This window comes from Collinsella sp. SGI.178, assembly GCF_050313495.1.
GTDB lineage: Bacteria > Actinomycetota > Coriobacteriia > Coriobacteriales > Coriobacteriaceae > Collinsella.
On record NZ_JBNPLM010000018.1, the window covers coordinates 27,386 to 45,764 of the forward strand.

Below are 18,379 nucleotides of genomic sequence, written 5' to 3' on the forward strand. Positions count from 1 at the left end.
CTTATAAAAAGACGGCGCTGGGCCCGAGCTCACCTTGCATGCAGGCTGAAAGGCAACCACCCAGCCCGGTACTGACGAAAACGGGGGGCAACGGCGACAGCTCCTCTGCCAATGCGAACGCAAACAACACCGTAAACAACAACAGCCACAACAAGGGTAAGAAGCCTGCAAAGGGCGGCTTTCCCATAAGTCATGGAGCTGACTGGGGGCTTCGCTTGCGTCCGGATCGATTTGCGCGCGTCCGAACTCCCGCGCGGGCGATGAGGACCTTCGTGAATGCATCCCTGATGGACAGAAGCGACCCGAGCCCCAAGCGGCACGCTTCGAGCAGCGAAAGCTGAAGCGTAAGCAGAAGCATCGTGGGCATTGACCGGTGCCGACATGGGTCCAGGTGTGAACAGGGCTACGTCCCCTATTCACACTGCTCACACATACAGCAGCGGGCACGGATTCGATTGAAACTGCGCCCGCTGTCTGATGCTAAATTATTTTATCAAACATGTGTTCTATTCCAGCGCAGTAATTAAATACGCTGGTACATGGATACTCCGATCAAGACGGCCGCGTATACGACCGGGAACTTTCGGCAATTGGATACGCGTCTGACCTGGGATATCCAAGCGAACAATAGGCCTAACCCGCGATAGGTCCCAGGCCAGGCGGGTATCCAATCGAAGGGGAAGGGCGCTCCGGTGTGGAGGCAGCGGAGCGCCCGGGGAAAGCCCGGCCGGCCAGGCGGCCCCGTTCGCCTGGCCGGCCGGGCCTCCGGGGTGCGGCGGACTCCCGTGAAAGAGGGGCGCCGCGCCCCGGCAGGCCGGGCCATTAGGCGGACGGCTCCTGCTGCGTGATGCAGTGGATGTTGCCGCCGCCGTAGACGACCTGGTCGGACTTGACGCCCACGCACTTGTAGACGCCCTCGCCCCAGACCTCGTCGTAGATCTCCTGGAGCGTGTCGACGGCCAGCTGGTCGTTCTCGTCGCCGTACTGCGGGACGATGACGCCGTGGTTGGTCACGAGGTAGTTCATGTAGGAGGCGATCAGCGGCTCGTCGGGGACGCGCGGCTCGGCGTTCTCGTCGGCGTCGATGGTGTCGCAGGAGGCCTGGTCCATGTACAGCGGCTTCACGGGCATGCAGAGCTTGTAGACCTTCAGCTTGCGGCCCTTGGCGTCAACCGCGTTGGAGAGGGTCTCGTAGGCGGCGTGGCACTGCTCGTAGAACGGGTACTCGGGGTCGTCGGTCCAGATGCAGACCATGACGCCCGGGGCGATGAAGGTGGCGACGTCGTCGATGTGGCCGTTGGTCTCCTCGGGGTCGATGCCCTCCTTGACCCAGATGACCTTCTCGACGCCGAGGTAGTCCTTGAGGTGCTCGGTCATGTACCCGCGAAGCTCCTCGCTCCAGGGCTCGAACTTCTTGCGGTACTTGGGCCAGATGGACTCGGGGTCCTCCTCCTCCTCGAGCACCGCGGAGCAGGTGCGGCCGGGGGACAGGAGGCACTGGTCGGTGACGACGAGGGTGCCCTCGCCGTCGACGGTGATGGAGCCGCCCTCGAGGATCATGTCGTCGGGACGGTAGCGGCGGCAGCCGGAGAGCTCGGCCATCTTGAGGGCGATCTGCTCGTCCTTGTCCCACGGGAAGTAGAGGCCGTCGATGAGGCCGCCGTAGCCGTTGAAGTGCCAGTGGTTGGCGCGCTTCTCGCCCTTGCCGTTGATGACGTAGGTGGCGCCGGTGTCGCGGAACCAGGCGTCGTCGGTGGTCATCTCGACGACGGTGACGTTCTCGTCGTTCTCGAAGACGGCCTTGCAGTTGGCGTAGTCGACCTGGTTGGCGCACATGTAGACCGGGGTGAACTCGGAGATGGCGCGGGCGATGGCGGCATACTGCCTCTGGGCGGGCTTGGCGCCGTGGGCCCAGGTGTCGGTGCGGTGGGGCCAGCCCATCCACACGCGGTCCTGGGGGGCGAACTCGGCGGGCATGAAGAAGCCGTCGGCCCTCGGGGTGGACTCGGACTCGGTGATCGTACGCATAAGATTTCCTCCAAACCGGACGATCGTCTGCCGCGGGCGGGCTGCCCGCGGCCTAGGACCAAGAGATGGCGGGCGCCCGTCCCCCGGCAGGGGTCGGGGCGCCCGGCGCCGGTTTTCACGGGGTCGCACCGGCGGGCGACGACGTAGCCAGGTGCGCGGAGACGGGACGCACGAGGGATACGGGAGAGGGGTCGGGGCGGTCGGCGGCTGCCGGAGCTATCGCCCGCCCCGGGGGATGGTTGGCGGACCCGTCGCCCGGGCACGCCCCCGGAGAGGCCGGGGTGCCCGGGGCCGGGTGCCCTAGTTCTCCTCGGCCTCCTCGGCGAGGCGCTGGGCGGCCAGCTCGGGGGTGAGGCCCTTGTACTCGGTCTCGCGGCCCCTGGCGCTGACGACGCGGACGACCTCGCCGATGAGCACGAGCACGATGAAGATGACGATCATCGGGACCTTCTCGCCGACCTCGGCGGCGGAGAACGGCACCAGCGTCGCGACGATGGCCAGGATCAGCTCGATGCAGGGGATGGCCAGCATGACCTTCATCATCGCGCCCTTGAACGGGAACGTGAAGATGCGCTCGCGGTTCGGGTCGTTCCTGCGGAGGTTGAGGAACGCCGGGAACATCGGGATGTAGGTGAGCAGCAGGAAGACGACGGAGGTGCCGAAGAGCATCCAGAAGACGCCGTTGGAGATGGCGTCGACGGGAACGAGCTGCAGGCAGAGGACCAGGGAGGCGACGACGGCGTTGACCAGGTTGGCGCCGTTGGGCATGTCGTCCTCGGAGACCATCGAGGCGAAGACCTTGGGCATGTTGCCGTGCTCGGCGGCGTAGCGGGCGACGGAGTTGACGCCGAAGGACCAGGCGGCCATGTTGGCGAACAGGGTGATCAGGAAGGCGATGCAGATGACCTTGAAGAGCACGGAATCGCCCACCATGGTCTGGACCGCGACGATCATGCCGTAGTCGGGGTCGATGGAGTCGGCCGGGATGGCGGCGCCGATGCCGAAGCCGGCGAACAGGTAGATGACGGCAATAGCCACGCCGCCGACGACGATAGCCTTGGGGATATCGCGAGCGGGATCGGCCATGTCATCGGTCATGGTGCAGATGACCTCGAAGCCCATGAAGTTGAAGATGATGATGGACAGGTAGCCCAGGGCGTTGGTGTTGGTGAGCTCGGGCAGGAAGGTGGCGGCGGACATGTCGCTCGCGAAACCGTTCTCCATGGCATACCAGATGCCCAGGGCGCCGACGATGACGGCTACGGCGACCTTGATCAGGGCGCCGCCGTTGAGGACCCACTCGGAGTCGGCCGCCTTGGAGCGGCCCATGAGGTAGACGATCCACACGAAGGCGAGCTCGATGCCCATCTTGGCGATCAGGTTGAACTCGACGCCAAAGACCATGCCCAGGATGTCGGGGAACATGGTCGCCAGCGAGGCGATCCACAGCGGGTAGTTGACCCAGTAGTAGTACGAAATGCGGGCGCCCCACTTGTCGCCCAGGCCATCGCGTACCCAGTCGTAAATGCCGCCCTCGCCGTCATAGGTGGTGCCGAGCTCGGCGACGACCATGCCGTAAGGGAGCAGGAAGGTCAGGATCAGGAAGATCCACCAGAAGAACTGCTGGTTGCCAATGGCAGCAGCAGGAGCGGCGGCCTCGCAAACGAAGACGACGCAGATGATGGTCGAAATGACCGTCAGGAAGGAAAGCTTTTTCTTTCCGTCACTCATATTTAATCCTTTGCTCAGTCGTTTTCAGACAGAGCGCCAGTGCTTACGCGCAGTGGCGCAGATGATGGGCAGCAAGAGACAAGCATCTGCTGCCGCCCATCAGAAAGCATCGTACAGGCCATACCGCACGTCGGTGTAGATGAAGTCGGCGCCCTTGATGCACTCGGTTGTCGTCGGAGACTTTGCAGTTCTCCTCGCCGATGGCCATGAGGTCGCCCATCTCCTGCGAAGGCGGGCGAGCCGTAGCTCGCCCGACCTGGTACGTCTTACAGACCGTGCTTACCGAGAGCGGCCATGCGCTCATTGATGGTGGCGCGGTATGCCGCGGCCTTCTGCTCGTCGGGCTCGCTCTGGGGGCACAGAGTGGCCAGGATAGCGCGAATGGAGTGCTTGCGGTTCTCGGCCTCGACCCAGCACAGGGAGCGCTCGGGATCGTCCATGACCTCGTCGACGACTTCCTCGCCACGGTTGGCGGGCAGGCAGTGCATGAACATGCTGTTCGGACCGGCAACGTTCATCATATCCCAGGTCACCTGGTACTTCGGATAGAACACATCCATGTAGCTGGAGCTGGAGACTTCACTGTCGTAGAGGCCGTACCACACATCGGTGTACACGAAGTCGGCGCCCTCGATGCAGGAAATGTCGTCGGAAATGGTGATGGTGCCGCCGGAGACCTTGCAGTTCTCCTCGCCGATAGCCATGAGATGCTTGCCGAACTCGGCGCGCTCCTCATCGGTGCCTATATGCAGGCAGCCGTCGGGAATCTGATGCCCCTTCGGCCCGAACTGCACGAAGTCCATGCCCATCTTCGTGCAGATGAACATGAGCGACGCGCAGGTCTGGGTGGCATCGCCGATCCAGGCAAACTTGCAGTCCTCGATATTCTTACCGGCGGGCAAGTTCTCGATCATGGTCATGAGGTCGCCGAGCTCCTGGGTGGGATGGTTGTACTCGCTCATGCCGTTGATGACGGGGGCCGCGGAGTACTTCGCCAAGCTCACTACATCCTTATGACGATCGACGCGGGCCATGAGGATGTCGACGAGGCTTCCCATAACGCGGCCGGAGTCCTCGATGGACTCATGGCCACCCAGCTGGATGGAGCCGGGGCCGAAGAACTGGGCGTGACCGCCGAGGTCGGTCATGGCCGTCTCGAAGGAGATGCGGGTACGGGTGGACACCTGCTGGAAGATCATGCCGAGGGTCTTGTCCTTCAGCAGGTGCGGGTACTCGCCGCCCTCCTTGATGAGCCCCTTCATGGCGATGGCCAGATCTACCATGCCGAGCAGCTCTTCTTTTGTGAAGTCGTTGGTGTCGATGTAATCCTTGACCATTGAAATCTCCTTCAAAATTCGTTGGCCGGACCGCCCCTTGCGGACCGCGCCCCCATGAAGCGCCCCAAAATGAGCGAGACGCTCCCTTGCGCCACACAGCATGGGGCGCACCCGTAGTTTTGAGAAGAAATAACCAGGATTATTTCCAGATTACATTAGCTCACCGCACACCTTACCCTGGCTAATCCTAGCTAATCCTAACTAATCCTAGCTAGTCCTAACGCCTAGACGGATTGATATTGAACTGGTTTCTTCGCCCTGTGCGCCGCTGTCAACACCTTGCGCCTCCGTTCTAAGGAACCGACGCGCCCGACGCCCAAGAATACGTAGACGAGCTGCTCCTCGCCCTCTGCGAGCGCTGTCACCTGACCGCGCGCGAGCGCGTCATCTTGAAAGAGGCGCTGCAGGGCAAGGACAACCAGAACATCGCCAGTTCGCCGCAACCGGCCCTGGGCACCGTGCAGGCCCATGTGCACAACATTCTGAAGAAAACCGGCACCACCACCCGCCAAGAACTCACCCAGCTGTTCTGGAAGGGATGAAGAACGGCCGAAGACGGCTGATCCCGTAGGGGGCGGCCGCAGCCGGTGTGAGGGAGATTGGATGCAGACTTATCGGAGTCGCCTTCGACGATGGTCAGCTTGGCATCGTCGATGTTCACGGTGAACTGGTCGGTCACGTCATTGCCATCGGAATCGATGACGACGGCTTGGCCGGAAACCTTGACAGGGTACTCGCCCGCATCGGTGCCCGTTGCAGAAGCCTCAACGCCGGAAACGTAGAAGGTCTGACCATTGATCTGGAACTCCAGGGCCTCGAAACCGGATACGGACTTCTCGGTGCCATCGTAGGTCACGGACTTGGAGTTAGGAGTGAGGGCAATCTGGTACTTCTCGCTACGGTCGGTAACGGTCAGGGTTCCATACGTCTTGTTGATCTGATAGTTGTCCAGATTGGTTCCCTCGTTGGGGATGCATTCGAATGCATTCTCAGAGGAGCCGACGATCTTCTGCGAGCCGGTGAAAGAATAGGTGGCACCTTGGCCATCGACCCAACCAGTATCCCGGGCAGCCTCCCCAACGGTGACCTTGTGATTGGTCAAGGGCTTGCCGTCGTACTCCTTGGAACCACTCGCGGAGGTCAGGGTGACCGGACGCTTTTCGACCGTCAATTTACCTTCGTTCTTCACGATGTTGTAGTATTCGGCAATAGACGGGTCGAGCGTTACACGAATCGCATTTTTCGATGTGCCACAATCGGTCTGAGAACCTACAAACTCTATTTCCATATGGTGAATAATAACCGAGTCTTTGTTGGCTATGCGTCGTTTGAATGCAATTACCCCTCTAATAAAACAATATTTGTTACTTTTCAGCACTATCAAACCAGATTCTGCCTCCTGCGAATTAGGCACCCACCCCATCAAGACCACGAAGCATCCCCGCCCTCAGCCTCGGCCTGCTAGTCGTGTGCCTGTTCACCTGGGAGAAAGCATGCCAAAGGCAGCGCTGGACCATGGTTTGCGGCCACACCTCCGCAACCGCGCGATGAGGACGACGAGGTCCCTGGCGAGGTATATGCCGTCGACGAAGACGACCCTGTGGACCTCGTCAACGCACTCGGGCATGGGCCAGACCTCCCGGAACTCGGCCGTCCTGCGCCTGAAGGCCCGCCCGCCGCAGTAGGGGCAATAGACGGCCTTCATGGGCACCTCTTCCGAAAGGGTTTTTGACGGTTCCGGAAAAGGTTATCTACCTGCGGTAACGATAGGCAACCGGACACACATTCTGTCCGAGCGGTTAAAAGCGGGCACGGAATTTAAACGGCTGAAAAAGGGGCATCGACCTGCGCCGATGCCCCCAACGTGGACACACATTTTGTCCTATAAGCCTAAGCCTTAGCCAACAGATTGCCTGCACAAAAAACATGGCCACCCGCAAAGGGTGGCCATGTAGATTCTATCTGCAAGAAATCTTTTGCGTGCGTGGTGTGCTTTCGCTCATTCAGTCATGCGCACCTTCGCGCTTTCACACTCTAGCACGTTCATGCGTTCACGCTTTCCGCATTCTCGCGTTCGCGCTTTCGTATTGGTCTATACGCCTGTACGAATTACCACGTGCGGGAATTCATCTGGCGGAACTGAGCAACGGTTGGAGCGTGCGAATTCATGCCGCCGTCAACGTTGATGATCTGTCCCGTGGTGTAGGTACTTTCATCGGAGCCAAAATATACGGCTGCATGAGCAATGTCTTCTGGGCAACCGTAGCGGTTAACCATGATGCTACCCAAGAAGATATCTTTGAGCATCTGAGGAACCTTCGCCTCGTTTTCTGGCGTAACAATCAAGCCTGGACGGATGCAATTGCAGCGGATGTTGTCTTTGCCGTATTGCAAGGCAACGTATTGCGTGAAGATGTCTACGCCCGCCTTGGCGCATGCATAAGCGGTAGAACCTAAGTCGCCTGCACATGATGCCATAGAGCCAATGTTGACGATTGCGCCGCCACCAATTTCTTTCATGTAGGGGATAGCGCACTTCGTTGCATAGAAGGTGCCGCGCAGGTCGCTTTCCAAAATAGCGTCCCACATTTCAAGGGTGAGCTCGTCAACACGACCGTCCTTGAGGGCAACGTTTGCTGCATTGTTTACCAAAATATCGAGCTTGCCGTATTGCTCTACAGTGTCTGCAATAAGCGCTTCGATGCTTGCTGGTTCGGTAATGTCGAAATAGTGGAAGCTTGCCTTGCCGCCTGCTTCAACAATTTGATCAACTACAACTTGGCCTTTTTCGGCACGACGACCACTAATAACAACCGTTGCGCCCTCGGCTGCGTATACCTTTGCGATACCGATGCCAATACCGCTGGTGGAACCCGTTACGATAGCAACTTTGCCTTCGAGTCTACCCATTGTGTTCCCTTTCTCGTTCAAATAATCGATAAGGTATTTGTATTCCTTTTTTGCGTGTTTGTGAATATTTGCATAGAAAAAGCGGATGGCAGGCGTGTGGATTTCGGCAGGAAGGGAAGGGGCCGGCCGCGTTGCGTGCACTGCCTTATTCTTTTCTGCAGGAAAATATGTTGAGCTGCTCGTTTTTCTGTTTGAATAGTAGGCAGATTTAGCATGGTCAGAGGCTGCTAGCAAACAATTTACCCCCTCAACAAAACGCTTGCTCTCTGACATGCCATGCTCGCGCACAAAGTTGGGGCCTTCCCGGACGGGGAGGCCCCTTTGCTGATTATCTTAGCGCTTCATTTGAATGGAGCTGCACCAATGGTATCCGTGCTTATTTATAGTTGTTGCGCTTTCTGAACGTGAAGAGCGCCCCAGCACCGGCAGCGATCGCAACGCCGCAGATGCCCATTGCATAGAGGGCGGCGCTATCGCCGGTGTGAGGGAGATTGGATGCAGACTTATCGGAGTCGACCCCGACGATGGTCAGCTTGGCATCGTCGATGTTCACGGTGAACTGGTCGGTCACATCGTTGCCCTCGGCATCGGTCACGACCGCCTGACCGCTTTTCGTTACAGGGTACTCGCCTGCATCGGTGCCCGTTGCAGAAGCCTCAACGCCGGAAACGTAGAAGGTCTGACCATTGATATGGAACTCCAGGGTCTCGAAACCGGATACGGACTTCTCGGTGCCATCGTAGGCCACGGACTTGGAGTTAGGAGTGAGGGTGATATGGTACTTCTCGCTACGGTCGGTAACGGTCAGGGTTCCGTACGTCTTGTTGATCTGATAGTTGTCCAGATTGGTTCCCTCGTTGGGAATGCATTCGAATGCATTCTCGGAGGAGCCGACGATCTTCTGCGAGCCGGCGAAAGAATAGGTGGCACCTTGGCCATCGACCCAACCAGTATCCCGGGCAGCCTCCCCAACGGTGACCTTGTGATTGGTCAGCGGCTTGCCGTCGTACTCCTTGGAACCACTCGCGGAGGTCAGGGTGACCGGACGCTGTGCGACGTTCAATGTGGCATAACTAATGGTAATAGCGTAGTGTTCCTTGAAGTATTCCTCACTACCTGAAGGAAACTCTACGTCAAACGTATTATCCGATTCGCCAGCATCCGTCTGAGAACCGGTCATCGTGTATTTAACTCTGCCTTTGTCAGCATCAATCCAACCCTCCCCATCTTCATTAATTCCTACGACAGTAAGAGGGGTGCCGTCATAGATCTTTTCACCATACGAGGAAGACAAACCTACGGTACGCTTTCTAATCTCGATTCGAATTGTCTCTTCATCCAAACCACCTCCCGAAACCTTCAAAATTACGCTGCCGATTTCAGTTCCCGTCACAGTAACGCGAGATGGATCATCCGTTTCCGTCACAGTGATAGCTCCAGTTTCGCCGTCCTTTTCCCAGCTCCAATCATAACTTGACCTTTCTGTCAAGTTTTGATAGCTCGTTATTTCATACCAAAAAATCGGGTCTGTTTTGCCTTTTATTCCCTTAAGCTCGGAGTCGCCTCCCGTATCAGCGAAAGCTGCGACGGGCAGAAAAGATGCTGCCAGCACTGCCGCCAGCATCACCCTCGCAAATCTTTTCGCAAGCGATTGGGAGAGAACTGCAGTTTCGACCTCTCCCCATTTGGAGAATTTGGAATCCATGAAGCTCATGTCTGCTCCAATCGCATCGAATTGAACCAACGTAAAACGCAACACGACGTACAGTGTGTTGCTGCGTTTTTTCGATTTGGTAAAGAATAACCGAATCTTTGTTGGCTATGCGTCGTTTGAATGTAATTACCTCTCTAATAAATCATATTTGTTACTTTTCTGCACCACCAAACCAGATTCTGCCTCCTTCGAATTAGGCACCCACCCCATCAAGACCACGAAGCATCCCCGTCCAGAGCAAGCCCGAGCCGAGCAAGGGACATGCCCGAAAATAATTCTCTGTTAACATGAAATGCAATGTTGCAATAGGGAGCGCACGCTTGAATTGGAGGATACGATGAAGATACAGGTTAAAGAGACCTTGGCCAGGCGCCGGACGGTTTTCGTCCTCACGCTCGCAGCCATAGTCGGCGTTTGCGCTTTCACCTTCTCCGGCACCCAGAATTACGCCTGGGCTGAAGGCAAAACCCCCATTGCCACTTGGAATGAAGTCAAAGCGCCGGGATATGGCGTCGTTGAAGCAAATGAAAAGAACCTTTCGCTTGAAATAAAAATAGATAGCTTGAACGATCACCTGGAGGCCCATATCACGAATAACGACGGAGGTCCAATTCCCCCATCTGTCCTCGAGTTGACAACGAATGATGGACAAACATTAATCGCCAAAATTACAGACCCTATTCCTAATGGCGGCCAAACCGGAGCACCTTCCATTGAAGGCTCGAAACCCACTACCCGATTCACTAAAGCAGAGCTTTACGAAACCGTCACCGTGACCTTCAATATGAACAGCCACGGAACCCAGATCATCAACCCCATTACGGTCAAGAAGGGGACGTCCGTCACCCTGCCCCAGCCCACAGACCCGAATTATGACTTCGGCGGCTGGTTCACCGATGAGAGCCTCACCACCTCGTTCAACGGCACCGCCGCTACGAACATGACCGTCTACGCCAAATGGACCGAAAAGGAAAAGGTCACCGTTTCCTTCGAATCCGAATTCGGGACCGCACCTGAAGCCGTGACCGTGAACAAGGGCCAAGTCGTCGAACTCCCCAATCTAGGCACTGACGGCGACTACACATTCGTTGGCTGGATCATGAAGGGCTCCGAAGGCACCGATCCCTTTATCGGCGAATACACCGCTAAAGAAAACATCACCTTCACGGCTGCCTGGGAAGCTCCCTCCACTCCCATCATCGAAATGGTCGATGTCACCTTCGACATGAACGGCCACGGCGACAGTGTGACCAAGCAGACCGAGAAGGGCAAGCCCATCACCCTTATCGATAATCCCACCGCCGAAGGCTACACCTTCAAGGGCTGGACCTACGACAAGGAAGGCAAGCAGGCCTTCGACGCCAAGAAGAACGCAGACCAGGACACCACCCTGTACGCCCAGTGGAAGAAGAATGCCGACTCCGCTCCCACCAACTCAACAATCCCCCGGACCGGTGACAACCAGATGGCACTCCTGGCATCCCTCTGCTTCAGTGCAGCAGCCCTGATCGCAGTCGGCATCGCGTTAACCTCGTATCGCAAATGCAAGCACGCATAAAGCATACGTGACGTTACCGTTCTAATTCTCGATCTAAACAGAGGGGAGTCCCGCGGGACTCCCCTTCCCATTCGTGTACCTAATTACGCTGTTCCTACTAAAATTGGGAATTCTATTCCCAATTTTCTCCTATTCCCACTCTATGAATCGAAAGTGCGGGCATTTCCATGTCGTCTCGTATTTTATACGGAAAACGAACGTGGCGATACACGGCGATACTCAACGGCACAAAAGTGAGACAAAACTGCTCTGATAATAGAAACTCAAATGAAACTCAAGGGTGTTGAGTTTCATTTTTGTCCCAGTAGCAAAAAGGGCAGGGTAGAGCGGCCAAATCCTCCCCTTTTCAGGTGATCTGAAGCGACATCACATGCAAGCCACCAGCGACAATTGCAAACCTATAGTTAAAAACTCTCTCCAGTTTGCTCCGGCTTGTCGCAGTTTGTTCTAGTTCGCCCAATTTATACCCAGTCTCAAAAATTGCCGAAAATCCATGTGGTCAAATTTGAGTCACGGATATCCATACAATTTTGCTCATTCTTTGGGGTCACGCTGGGTCACGGCCTAACCGGATATCCAATCGGAAAGGACGGCTGCCGTCTCGCGATTGGCGGAGTAGTGCATCCAGCGGCCGTCCTTGCGGCAGCTGACCAGCCCGGCGGCGCAGAGTTGCTTCACATGGTGGGAAAGGGTGGGCTGGGTGATGTCCATCTGCTCAAGAATCTTGCACGCGCAGATATCGTCCTTGTCCTTGATGGCCTGGTAGATGCGCAGGCGCGTGGGGTTGCCCAGCGCCTTGAACGCCGCCGCGAGGCTCTCGTTGTCCATGGTTTCCTCCTGTCTGTCTGGCAGCTTCAGTATATCACGCAAATTCATATATTGACATATATCTATGTGAATCCTATAATGTCATTGTCGTCATAACATAGATATATATCGATATATCAATATGAAAGGAGTCCCAATGGAGTCCATCGGAACGTTCATCTTGGACCAGGTGCTGAAGATGCAGTGGCTGAGCGAACTGATCGCCGCCTTGCTGGGCGCGCTAGGCATTGACGCAGCGGGCCAGTGGGGCGGCACGCTCCACTTCTTCATCTATGACACGGTGAAGATCGTCATCCTGCTGTGCGTGCTCGTCTTCGCCATCAGCTACATCCAGAGCCACTTCCCGCCCGAGCGCAGCCGCAAGATCATGGGCCGCTTCAAGGGAATCTGGGGAAGTGTGGTGGGAGCACTGCTGGGAACGGTGACGCCGTTCTGCAGCTGCAGCTCGATCCCGCTGTTCATCGGGTTCACCCGCGCGGGCCTGCCCCTGGGCGTCACCTTCAGCTTCCTCATCAGCTCGCCCATGGTGGACCTGGGCAGCCTGGTGCTGATCATGAGCATCTTCGGCCCGGGCGTTGCCGTTGCCTACACGGTGGTTGGCCTGCTCATCGCCATCGCCGGCGGCACCATCATCCAGCGCATGGGCATGGAGGAGCACCTGGCCGACTTCGTCCGCGGCGACGCGCCGGCGGACGCCGAGCTCCTGTCCATGACGGTGCCCGAGCGCCTGGCCTATGCCCGCAAGGAGACCTGGGGCACGTTCAAGAAGGTGTTCCCGTACATCCTGCTGGGCGTGGGAATCGGCGCCTTCATCCACAACTGGATCCCCGCCGAGTGGATCGAGCTTGTCCTGGGCGACGGCAACCCCTTCGCCGTGGTGCTGGCCACCCTCGTCGGCGCGCCTATCTACGCCGACACATTCGGCGCCATCCCCATCGCCGAGGCCCTGTACTACAAGGGCACGGGCCTGGGCACGGTGCTGGCCTTCATGATGAGCGTCACCACGCTGTCCATCCCCAGCCTGACCATGCTCTCCCGCGTCATCAAGCCGAAGCTGATGGTGACGTTCGTGGGGCTGTGCATCGTCGGCATGTGCATAAGCGGCTACGTGTTCAACTTCCTGCAGCCGCTGTTCTAACCGGTTAGGAGCCCGCACGGTGCGGGCGCGTCGAAAGGAGAAATTGTCATGGGATTGTTCGGATTCGGAAAGAAGAAGGAAGAGAAGGCCGCCGTTCCCTGCGCGTGCAATGATGGCGCTCCGCAGATGAAGGCAGAGCCCTGCGGCTGCGGAGGCGCCCGCCAGGTGAAGGTGCTGGGGTCCGGCTGCTGCCACGAGCTGAACGAGAACGCCCAAGCGGCCATCGCCGAGCTGGGGCTCGAGGCGGAGCTTGAGTACATCACCGACATGGACCGCATCATGGGCTACGGCGCCATGAGCCTGCCTGCGCTGGTCGTTGACGGCAAGGTCGTGTCCGCTGGCATGGTGCTCACGCCGGCGGAAGTCGCAGCGTACTTGAGGTAGGAGGAACCATGGAGATCAGATCGACCCGAGGCAACGCGATACTTTTCTGGAAGGTCGCAGACGGCGATACCGTGGAGGCCGGGCAAGTAGTTGCTTCCCTCGAGCAGGGCAAGGGCACGATGGAGGTCGTGGCACCGTGCGCTGGAAAGATTGGCATTGCCTGCAAGGGCGGCATGGTGTCCGAGGGCCAGCTCCTGGCGACGGTGGGCTGATGCTGAACGTCGTGAAGAGCCCCTACCGCACCGCTTACGAGAACCTCGCCTTCGAGCAGGAGCTTCTTCGCACGGGCACGCCCTTCCTTTTCACCCACCGGGACGCCCCCTGCGTCTCAGTGGGCTTCAACCAAGACATTGAAGCGGAAGTCGACGCCGCACTTGCCAAGGAGCTGGGTGTCGACATCGTCCGGAGGCAAAGCGGCGGCGGGGCGGTCTACCGCGACGAGGGGTGCGTGGCATTCTCGATGGCGGTGCCGCGTGATTTCCTTCCGCGCGCCATGGAGGTTCCCGAGCGGGCCCTGATGGCCCTGGGCGTGCCGGCCGTCCGAAACGACCGCAACGACGTCTACGTCGCCGGTCGCAAGGTATGCGGATGCGCATGGCAAGACGCTGGCGACCTGGTCGTGTTCCACGGCAGCGTGTTGTTCGATGTTGACCTGGACGCGATGGATCGCCTGCTTGCCCCCGGCAAGAGGAAGTACTGCGGCACCGCCATGAGGTCTGTTTTCGCCCGCGTGAGGAACATCAAGGATTTGGTTCCGCAGATGACAGCTGACGAGTTCCAGGGAGCACTCGAGAGAGCGCTCCTCGCCTCCGTTTCCTTGGGTGCGATGTGATTTCCGCCGGTCTCTTTCACGTGCGCCTCCGTCAGCTCCCTGACCGTGAGAAGCCTAGGGGGTGCGATCGTAATAAGAAAACCCCAGTTAAACTGGGGTTTTCTTATTGCACAAAGCCTATACGGGCTACTTTCACTCTATAGTTGAAAACTTTCTCCAGTTTGTCCCAGTTTGTCGCAGTTTGTTCTAGTGAATCCTATTTACACCCAGTCTCAAAAATCGACGTTTGGGCATGCGGTCAAATTTAGGTCACGGTTTTTCGGAGTGCCCGAGGCTTTTTCGTGGGTCACGTGAGGTCGCGAATAGCACCTAGTTCTTGGGTCCAGTCTTATGTTCGTTTAAGCAGACTTCAGGCGACATTGCACCGTGCGGCTACACATTTGATAGAATCTCCCCAGTCAATCATCGGAGGACAATTAGCGCAAGTGGCTTACATATGATGTCACCAACCTGCACGTTTGCAAAATGATTTGGACATTGTTCGTTTGGAATAATCGCAAGTGGCTTGGTGCTAATCGGTTATGAGTTTCAAATGTCCCCATTGGGACAATTTGTCCCGGTCGAGCTAATCCAGCAATTTCCTTGAATCTTGCAGTTTCTCGAGAGCCTTTTCGCAACGCTCCATGCACTTCAAGCTTTTCTTCATTTGGGAGATAAGCTTTTTGTCTTGACCGTTTTCCTTATTCGACAGCTTCTCGATTTCGGCGCGTAGCTCCTCTGCGCAGTTCTGCATTCCTTGTTGCGCTAGAGAGGCGATGTCGTAGCGTCCGTATTTCTTGACGGCGATTTCAGAGCAGAACGCTAGAAGCTTGGAACATTCGCTTTGCACGAAAGACTCGGACGATTGCACGGCAACGCTCGCCGCCGTGGTTACACCTGATCCCGCGAGGCCAAGCAACGCGCCTCCGCCTGTTAGAATCGCAGTTCCGCCAGCCATGCCCATGCCGCCAACTGCAAGCGAGCCTCCTCCGACGAAAGCCAGGCTGGCGCTAGTCAATGCTGCACCTGAGAGCCCGACAACCGCATCGCCTGCGATGAGCACTGCAATTTCAGGAGCGAAGAACAATGCGCCTCCTGCAGTCGCCGCGGTGACCGCAAGCGTCGCTACCGCTGCAGCAGCCACCCTTTTTCGATTGCCGGTTATCGTTCCGATCGCATGCGTGTATGCCTTTTGAATTGCCTTCACATCGGTGCTGTCAATGTAGTTCTGCCCCTTGCAGAAAACGTCGCCAAGGTAGTCGGTCTTGACCTTGAGTTTCTTATAAGGCTTGTTCTCTTCGAGACCTAGCTGGTAGTAAGGCGTAAATCTAGATAGCTCGAGAACCAGCAGGTCAATCCAGGAGCGGTCTTCGACATCGTTGGAGATCTCTTCCATTAAATCGAATGCTTGCCTGCCGCTGCGGATGAAGAATTCATCTCTGGCCACATCCAGGGATTCGCAGACGGTGGCCTCCCATTCGTCCTTCCATCTTGTTTTCACTAGCGCCAGATCCGCCTTCTTCGTGCTCAGGATGTCAAAGGCCACCATCATCGACTGGAAGGAGTACAGGAGCCTGGTTTGGTCAGAGTTGAGCGTCAAGAATCGATATTTTGCGGAAAGCCTCTGAAGCTCCTGTTCCCTTAGTTGCTTCTGCCTCTCATGTTCGGCCATCGCTTTCTTGTACACGGTTGCGACGTCTTCCTTGATGTATTTGGCGTCAAAGAAGCAAGCGACGGCGAACCTTCCGATGCCGGGATAGTTGATGTTCAGGAAGAACGCCTTGGCGAATGCGGCCTTGTTTCCCTTGGAAGCTATCCCTGCCTTAATAGCGCTGCCAGCGGAATTGACTGCTAGGAACGTGCCGCTGGAAACGGTGCACATCCTCGTGAGGGCCCTGTTGTTGATCGGCAGAAAGCCCTTCGGATCCAATCGGTCGAGCTCCGCAAACGAAGCTATGCGCTTCGTTTTTATCTCCGAAGCAAGTCTCGAGACGGTGTAGAAAACGCGGACGACGACTTCGTTTGCGAGAACGAAAAGGGACTGCTCCAGCAATTGCGTGGCCAAGCCCATCTCCGTCCTGAAGTCGAAGCGGACAGGCTTTCCTTCCGAATCCTTGAAGTAGGTGCCATTGAACAGCTTGGAGACCCATTTCGAGAACGAGATCTCGCTTTCCTTGTAGTTGACCTTAACGTTCTTGAACAGCGGCGTGGAAGAAAGCTCTTTTAGCATGGACAGAATGGGCCCCGGGATGCCGGTTCCCTTGCCGGCCTTTTGGTTCGACCCGTCTATGTCGCTGACAAGGTGGAACAGCCAATTGAACGTACCGATGGCGATCTTCTCGGGGACGTTCTTCCCTACAAGGGCGTTTTCGGGGAACAACAGCTTGATGAAGTTGCCGTCCGTGTCGGTGCCGTAGCCCGTGCCCGTAAATTGGCCGAGGATGGAGAAGAAGAGGCCGAGAACGGTAGGATGGTGTGAGAAATCTCGAAGGTGGTGCTGAAGCCCTCCTCCGAACTCAGGGGTAAGCTTGTCCTGAGGAATTGGGAATTTGTCTTCCAAGAACTTGATTGCCTTGGCCAGGACTTCGGTGCTGCATCTGCCGTCCTTGTCGAATATGGCCTTATCGTTTGGAAGGTCGCAGCCGAAGGCCCTCGCTGCGTCTATGACAATCTTGTCGGCTTCCTTACCACCGATCTTCGCTGCCTCTTCGATAGATAGAGGCTTGCCGAGAAACACGCTGAGCAGCCCGGTCAACAAGCCGCTTCCTGCGGCGATCCCATAGTCCAGCCTACTCGCCTTGTCTACCGCGTCGTCGAATTCGAATTCCAGGGCTTCGAAGGAATCGAGAATCGAAAGTTCATTGGAGGCTGGGCTTATGTCGAGTGTGCCGGCACTCGATACCGGGATGATTTCAAAATTGCTCATGTGCGGTCTTTCTCTTAGCGATGCGCTTTACACATCTCATCAATTATCCCACCTTTAATAACCGCCTTAGGAACATTCAGCTATATGGAGGAACTCTGGGACAATTTGTCCCAGCTGATCTCCTTAGAATCCCTCCCACTGCTGCTTGGTTGCTAAACGGAATCTTACAGATGACATTCTAAATTTACGTTTGCAAGCACCATGTCCATTAGGACCGTTGTGTTAGACCGCTTTGGATAAGTGTCCTATGCACAGTACACGCAGCAGGACCCCCAATTGCGACAATTCCATCATCAGGAAAGATGGAGGTTGCAATGGAAGACGTGCTCACCCAGCTGACGAGGCAGTTCCTCCCGCAGATGACGGCTGCCGAGAAGAGCAGGGCCCTGAGATCGCTCAAGGCGCTGATAGACGCGGAGTTGTTCGACCTCGCGGCAAGCGAGGGGGCGGAAGACGATCCCGACAGAGCCTGCCCCTGGTGCGGCTCCCCGCATTACGTGAAGAGGGGGCGAGACGGGCGCGGCCGTCAGCGGTTCCTCTGCCGAGGGTGCGCCAGGACCTTCACCGACGCCACCATGCGCATCTTCTCCACCACCAAGCTCGACAGGTCGGCCTGGATGAGGTTCGCGGAGTGCCACGTGGACATGCTCCCGCTGCGCGAGTCGGCGGAAAAGTGCGGCGTGTGCCTCAAGACGGCGTTCTTCATGCGCCACAGGCTGCTCGAGGCCATGGCCAAGCGCATGCCCGCCTTCCGCGTGGAGGCCGGCGGCGGGGCCGAGCTCGACGAGTGCTTCTTCAGGGAGAGCTTCAAGGGAAACCGCTCCAGGTCGGAGTCCGGCGTGCCCAGGAAGCCCCGCGCAAGGTCGCAGGGAACCGACGGGCACGAGAAGATATGCGTGCTCACCGGCATCAACGACGCCGGCGACATCTTCTACGAGATCGCGGGGAGGGGCGGCCTCGACGAGGCGGCAGCCAGGGAGCTGCTCGCCGACAAGCTCGCGGTCGGCGCGATAA

At 57.4% G+C, this 18,379-nt stretch carries 14 protein-coding genes and 1 pseudogene; 7 read left to right on the top strand and 8 right to left on the bottom strand.

The genetic code is table 11. The features are described 5' to 3' along the window. Window positions 1–822 precede the first annotated feature (822 nt). From ACQRAQ_RS06350 to ptcA, 3 genes are all read right to left on the bottom strand, one after another. Window positions 823–2,028: an agmatine deiminase family protein gene (locus tag ACQRAQ_RS06350; protein ID WP_427794293.1), complete on the bottom strand. Its 1,206-nt coding sequence runs from the start codon at window positions 2,026–2,028 to the stop codon at window positions 823–825. Between the two features lie 300 nt (window positions 2,029–2,328). Next, window positions 2,329–3,759: an APC family permease gene (locus ACQRAQ_RS06355; protein WP_427794294.1), complete on the bottom strand. Its 1,431-nt coding sequence runs from the start codon at window positions 3,757–3,759 to the stop codon at window positions 2,329–2,331. Window positions 3,760–4,025: 266 nt separating this feature from the next. Further along, window positions 4,026–5,096: a putrescine carbamoyltransferase gene (gene ptcA / locus ACQRAQ_RS06360; protein ID WP_427794295.1), complete on the bottom strand. Its 1,071-nt coding sequence runs from the start codon at window positions 5,094–5,096 to the stop codon at window positions 4,026–4,028. A gap of 389 nt (window positions 5,097–5,485) precedes the next feature. Between ptcA and ACQRAQ_RS06365 the strand changes: the two genes are divergently transcribed. Beyond that, a complete protein-coding gene (locus ACQRAQ_RS06365; protein WP_427794296.1) occupies window positions 5,486–5,638 on the top strand; it encodes a LuxR C-terminal-related transcriptional regulator in 153 nt (50 codons plus the stop codon). Between the two features lie 894 nt (window positions 5,639–6,532). On the opposite strand, the pseudogene ACQRAQ_RS06370 reads toward ACQRAQ_RS06365, so the two are convergent. The 3 genes and pseudogenes from ACQRAQ_RS06370 to ACQRAQ_RS06380 form a co-directional block, all read right to left on the bottom strand. Then, a pseudogene (locus ACQRAQ_RS06370) lies at window positions 6,533–6,768 on the bottom strand (IS256 family transposase); the annotation flags it as partial. 437 nt (window positions 6,769–7,205) lie between these two features. Further along, on the bottom strand, window positions 7,206–8,279 hold the full coding sequence (locus tag ACQRAQ_RS06375) for an SDR family NAD(P)-dependent oxidoreductase (RefSeq protein ID WP_427794297.1): 1,074 nt from the start codon (window positions 8,277–8,279) through the stop codon (window positions 7,206–7,208). Window positions 8,280–8,382: 103 nt separating this feature from the next. Next, window positions 8,383–9,720, bottom strand: coding sequence for an LPXTG cell wall anchor domain-containing protein (locus ACQRAQ_RS06380; protein ID WP_427794298.1), 1,338 nt, complete (start codon window positions 9,718–9,720; stop codon window positions 8,383–8,385). Window positions 9,721–10,057: 337 nt separating this feature from the next. Between ACQRAQ_RS06380 and ACQRAQ_RS06385 the strand changes: the two genes are divergently transcribed. Continuing rightward, window positions 10,058–11,278: an InlB B-repeat-containing protein gene (locus ACQRAQ_RS06385; RefSeq protein WP_427794299.1), complete on the top strand. Its 1,221-nt coding sequence runs from the start codon at window positions 10,058–10,060 to the stop codon at window positions 11,276–11,278. A 564-nt stretch (window positions 11,279–11,842) separates the two neighbouring features. Here ACQRAQ_RS06385 and ACQRAQ_RS06390 read toward each other — a convergent pair. Beyond that, window positions 11,843–12,106, bottom strand: coding sequence for an ArsR/SmtB family transcription factor (locus tag ACQRAQ_RS06390; protein ID WP_427794300.1), 264 nt, complete (start codon window positions 12,104–12,106; stop codon window positions 11,843–11,845). Window positions 12,107–12,227: 121 nt separating this feature from the next. Between ACQRAQ_RS06390 and ACQRAQ_RS06395 the strand changes: the two genes are divergently transcribed. The 4 genes from ACQRAQ_RS06395 to ACQRAQ_RS06410 are packed head-to-tail and all read left to right on the top strand — an operon-like array spanning window position 12,228 to window position 14,460. Continuing rightward, entirely contained in the window at window positions 12,228–13,244 is a 1,017-nt protein-coding gene (locus ACQRAQ_RS06395) for a permease (protein WP_427794301.1), read from the top strand. Window positions 13,245–13,292: 48 nt separating this feature from the next. Continuing rightward, window positions 13,293–13,628 carry a thioredoxin family protein gene (locus ACQRAQ_RS06400; protein WP_368019174.1) on the top strand — a complete coding sequence of 112 codons (336 nt, stop codon included), beginning with the start codon at window positions 13,293–13,295 and terminating at the stop codon, window positions 13,626–13,628. A gap of 8 nt (window positions 13,629–13,636) precedes the next feature. Continuing rightward, complete coding sequence (locus tag ACQRAQ_RS06405) at window positions 13,637–13,840, top strand: acetyl-CoA carboxylase biotin carboxyl carrier protein subunit (protein ID WP_108726748.1); 204 nt, start codon at window positions 13,637–13,639, stop codon at window positions 13,838–13,840. After that, a complete protein-coding gene (locus tag ACQRAQ_RS06410; protein WP_108726747.1) occupies window positions 13,840–14,460 on the top strand; it encodes a lipoate--protein ligase family protein in 621 nt (206 codons plus the stop codon). Before ACQRAQ_RS06405 ends, ACQRAQ_RS06410 begins: the two co-directional genes overlap by 1 nt. 565 nt (window positions 14,461–15,025) lie before the next feature. Here the strand turns inward: ACQRAQ_RS06410 and ACQRAQ_RS06415 are convergent. Continuing rightward, entirely contained in the window at window positions 15,026–17,365 is a 2,340-nt protein-coding gene (locus ACQRAQ_RS06415; protein WP_427794302.1) for a hypothetical protein, read from the bottom strand. Between the two features lie 314 nt (window positions 17,366–17,679). Between ACQRAQ_RS06415 and ACQRAQ_RS06420 the strand changes: the two genes are divergently transcribed. After that, window positions 17,680–18,379: IS1/IS1595 family N-terminal zinc-binding domain-containing protein (locus ACQRAQ_RS06420; protein WP_427794303.1), on the top strand; the 700-nt coding region annotated here is incomplete at its 3' end.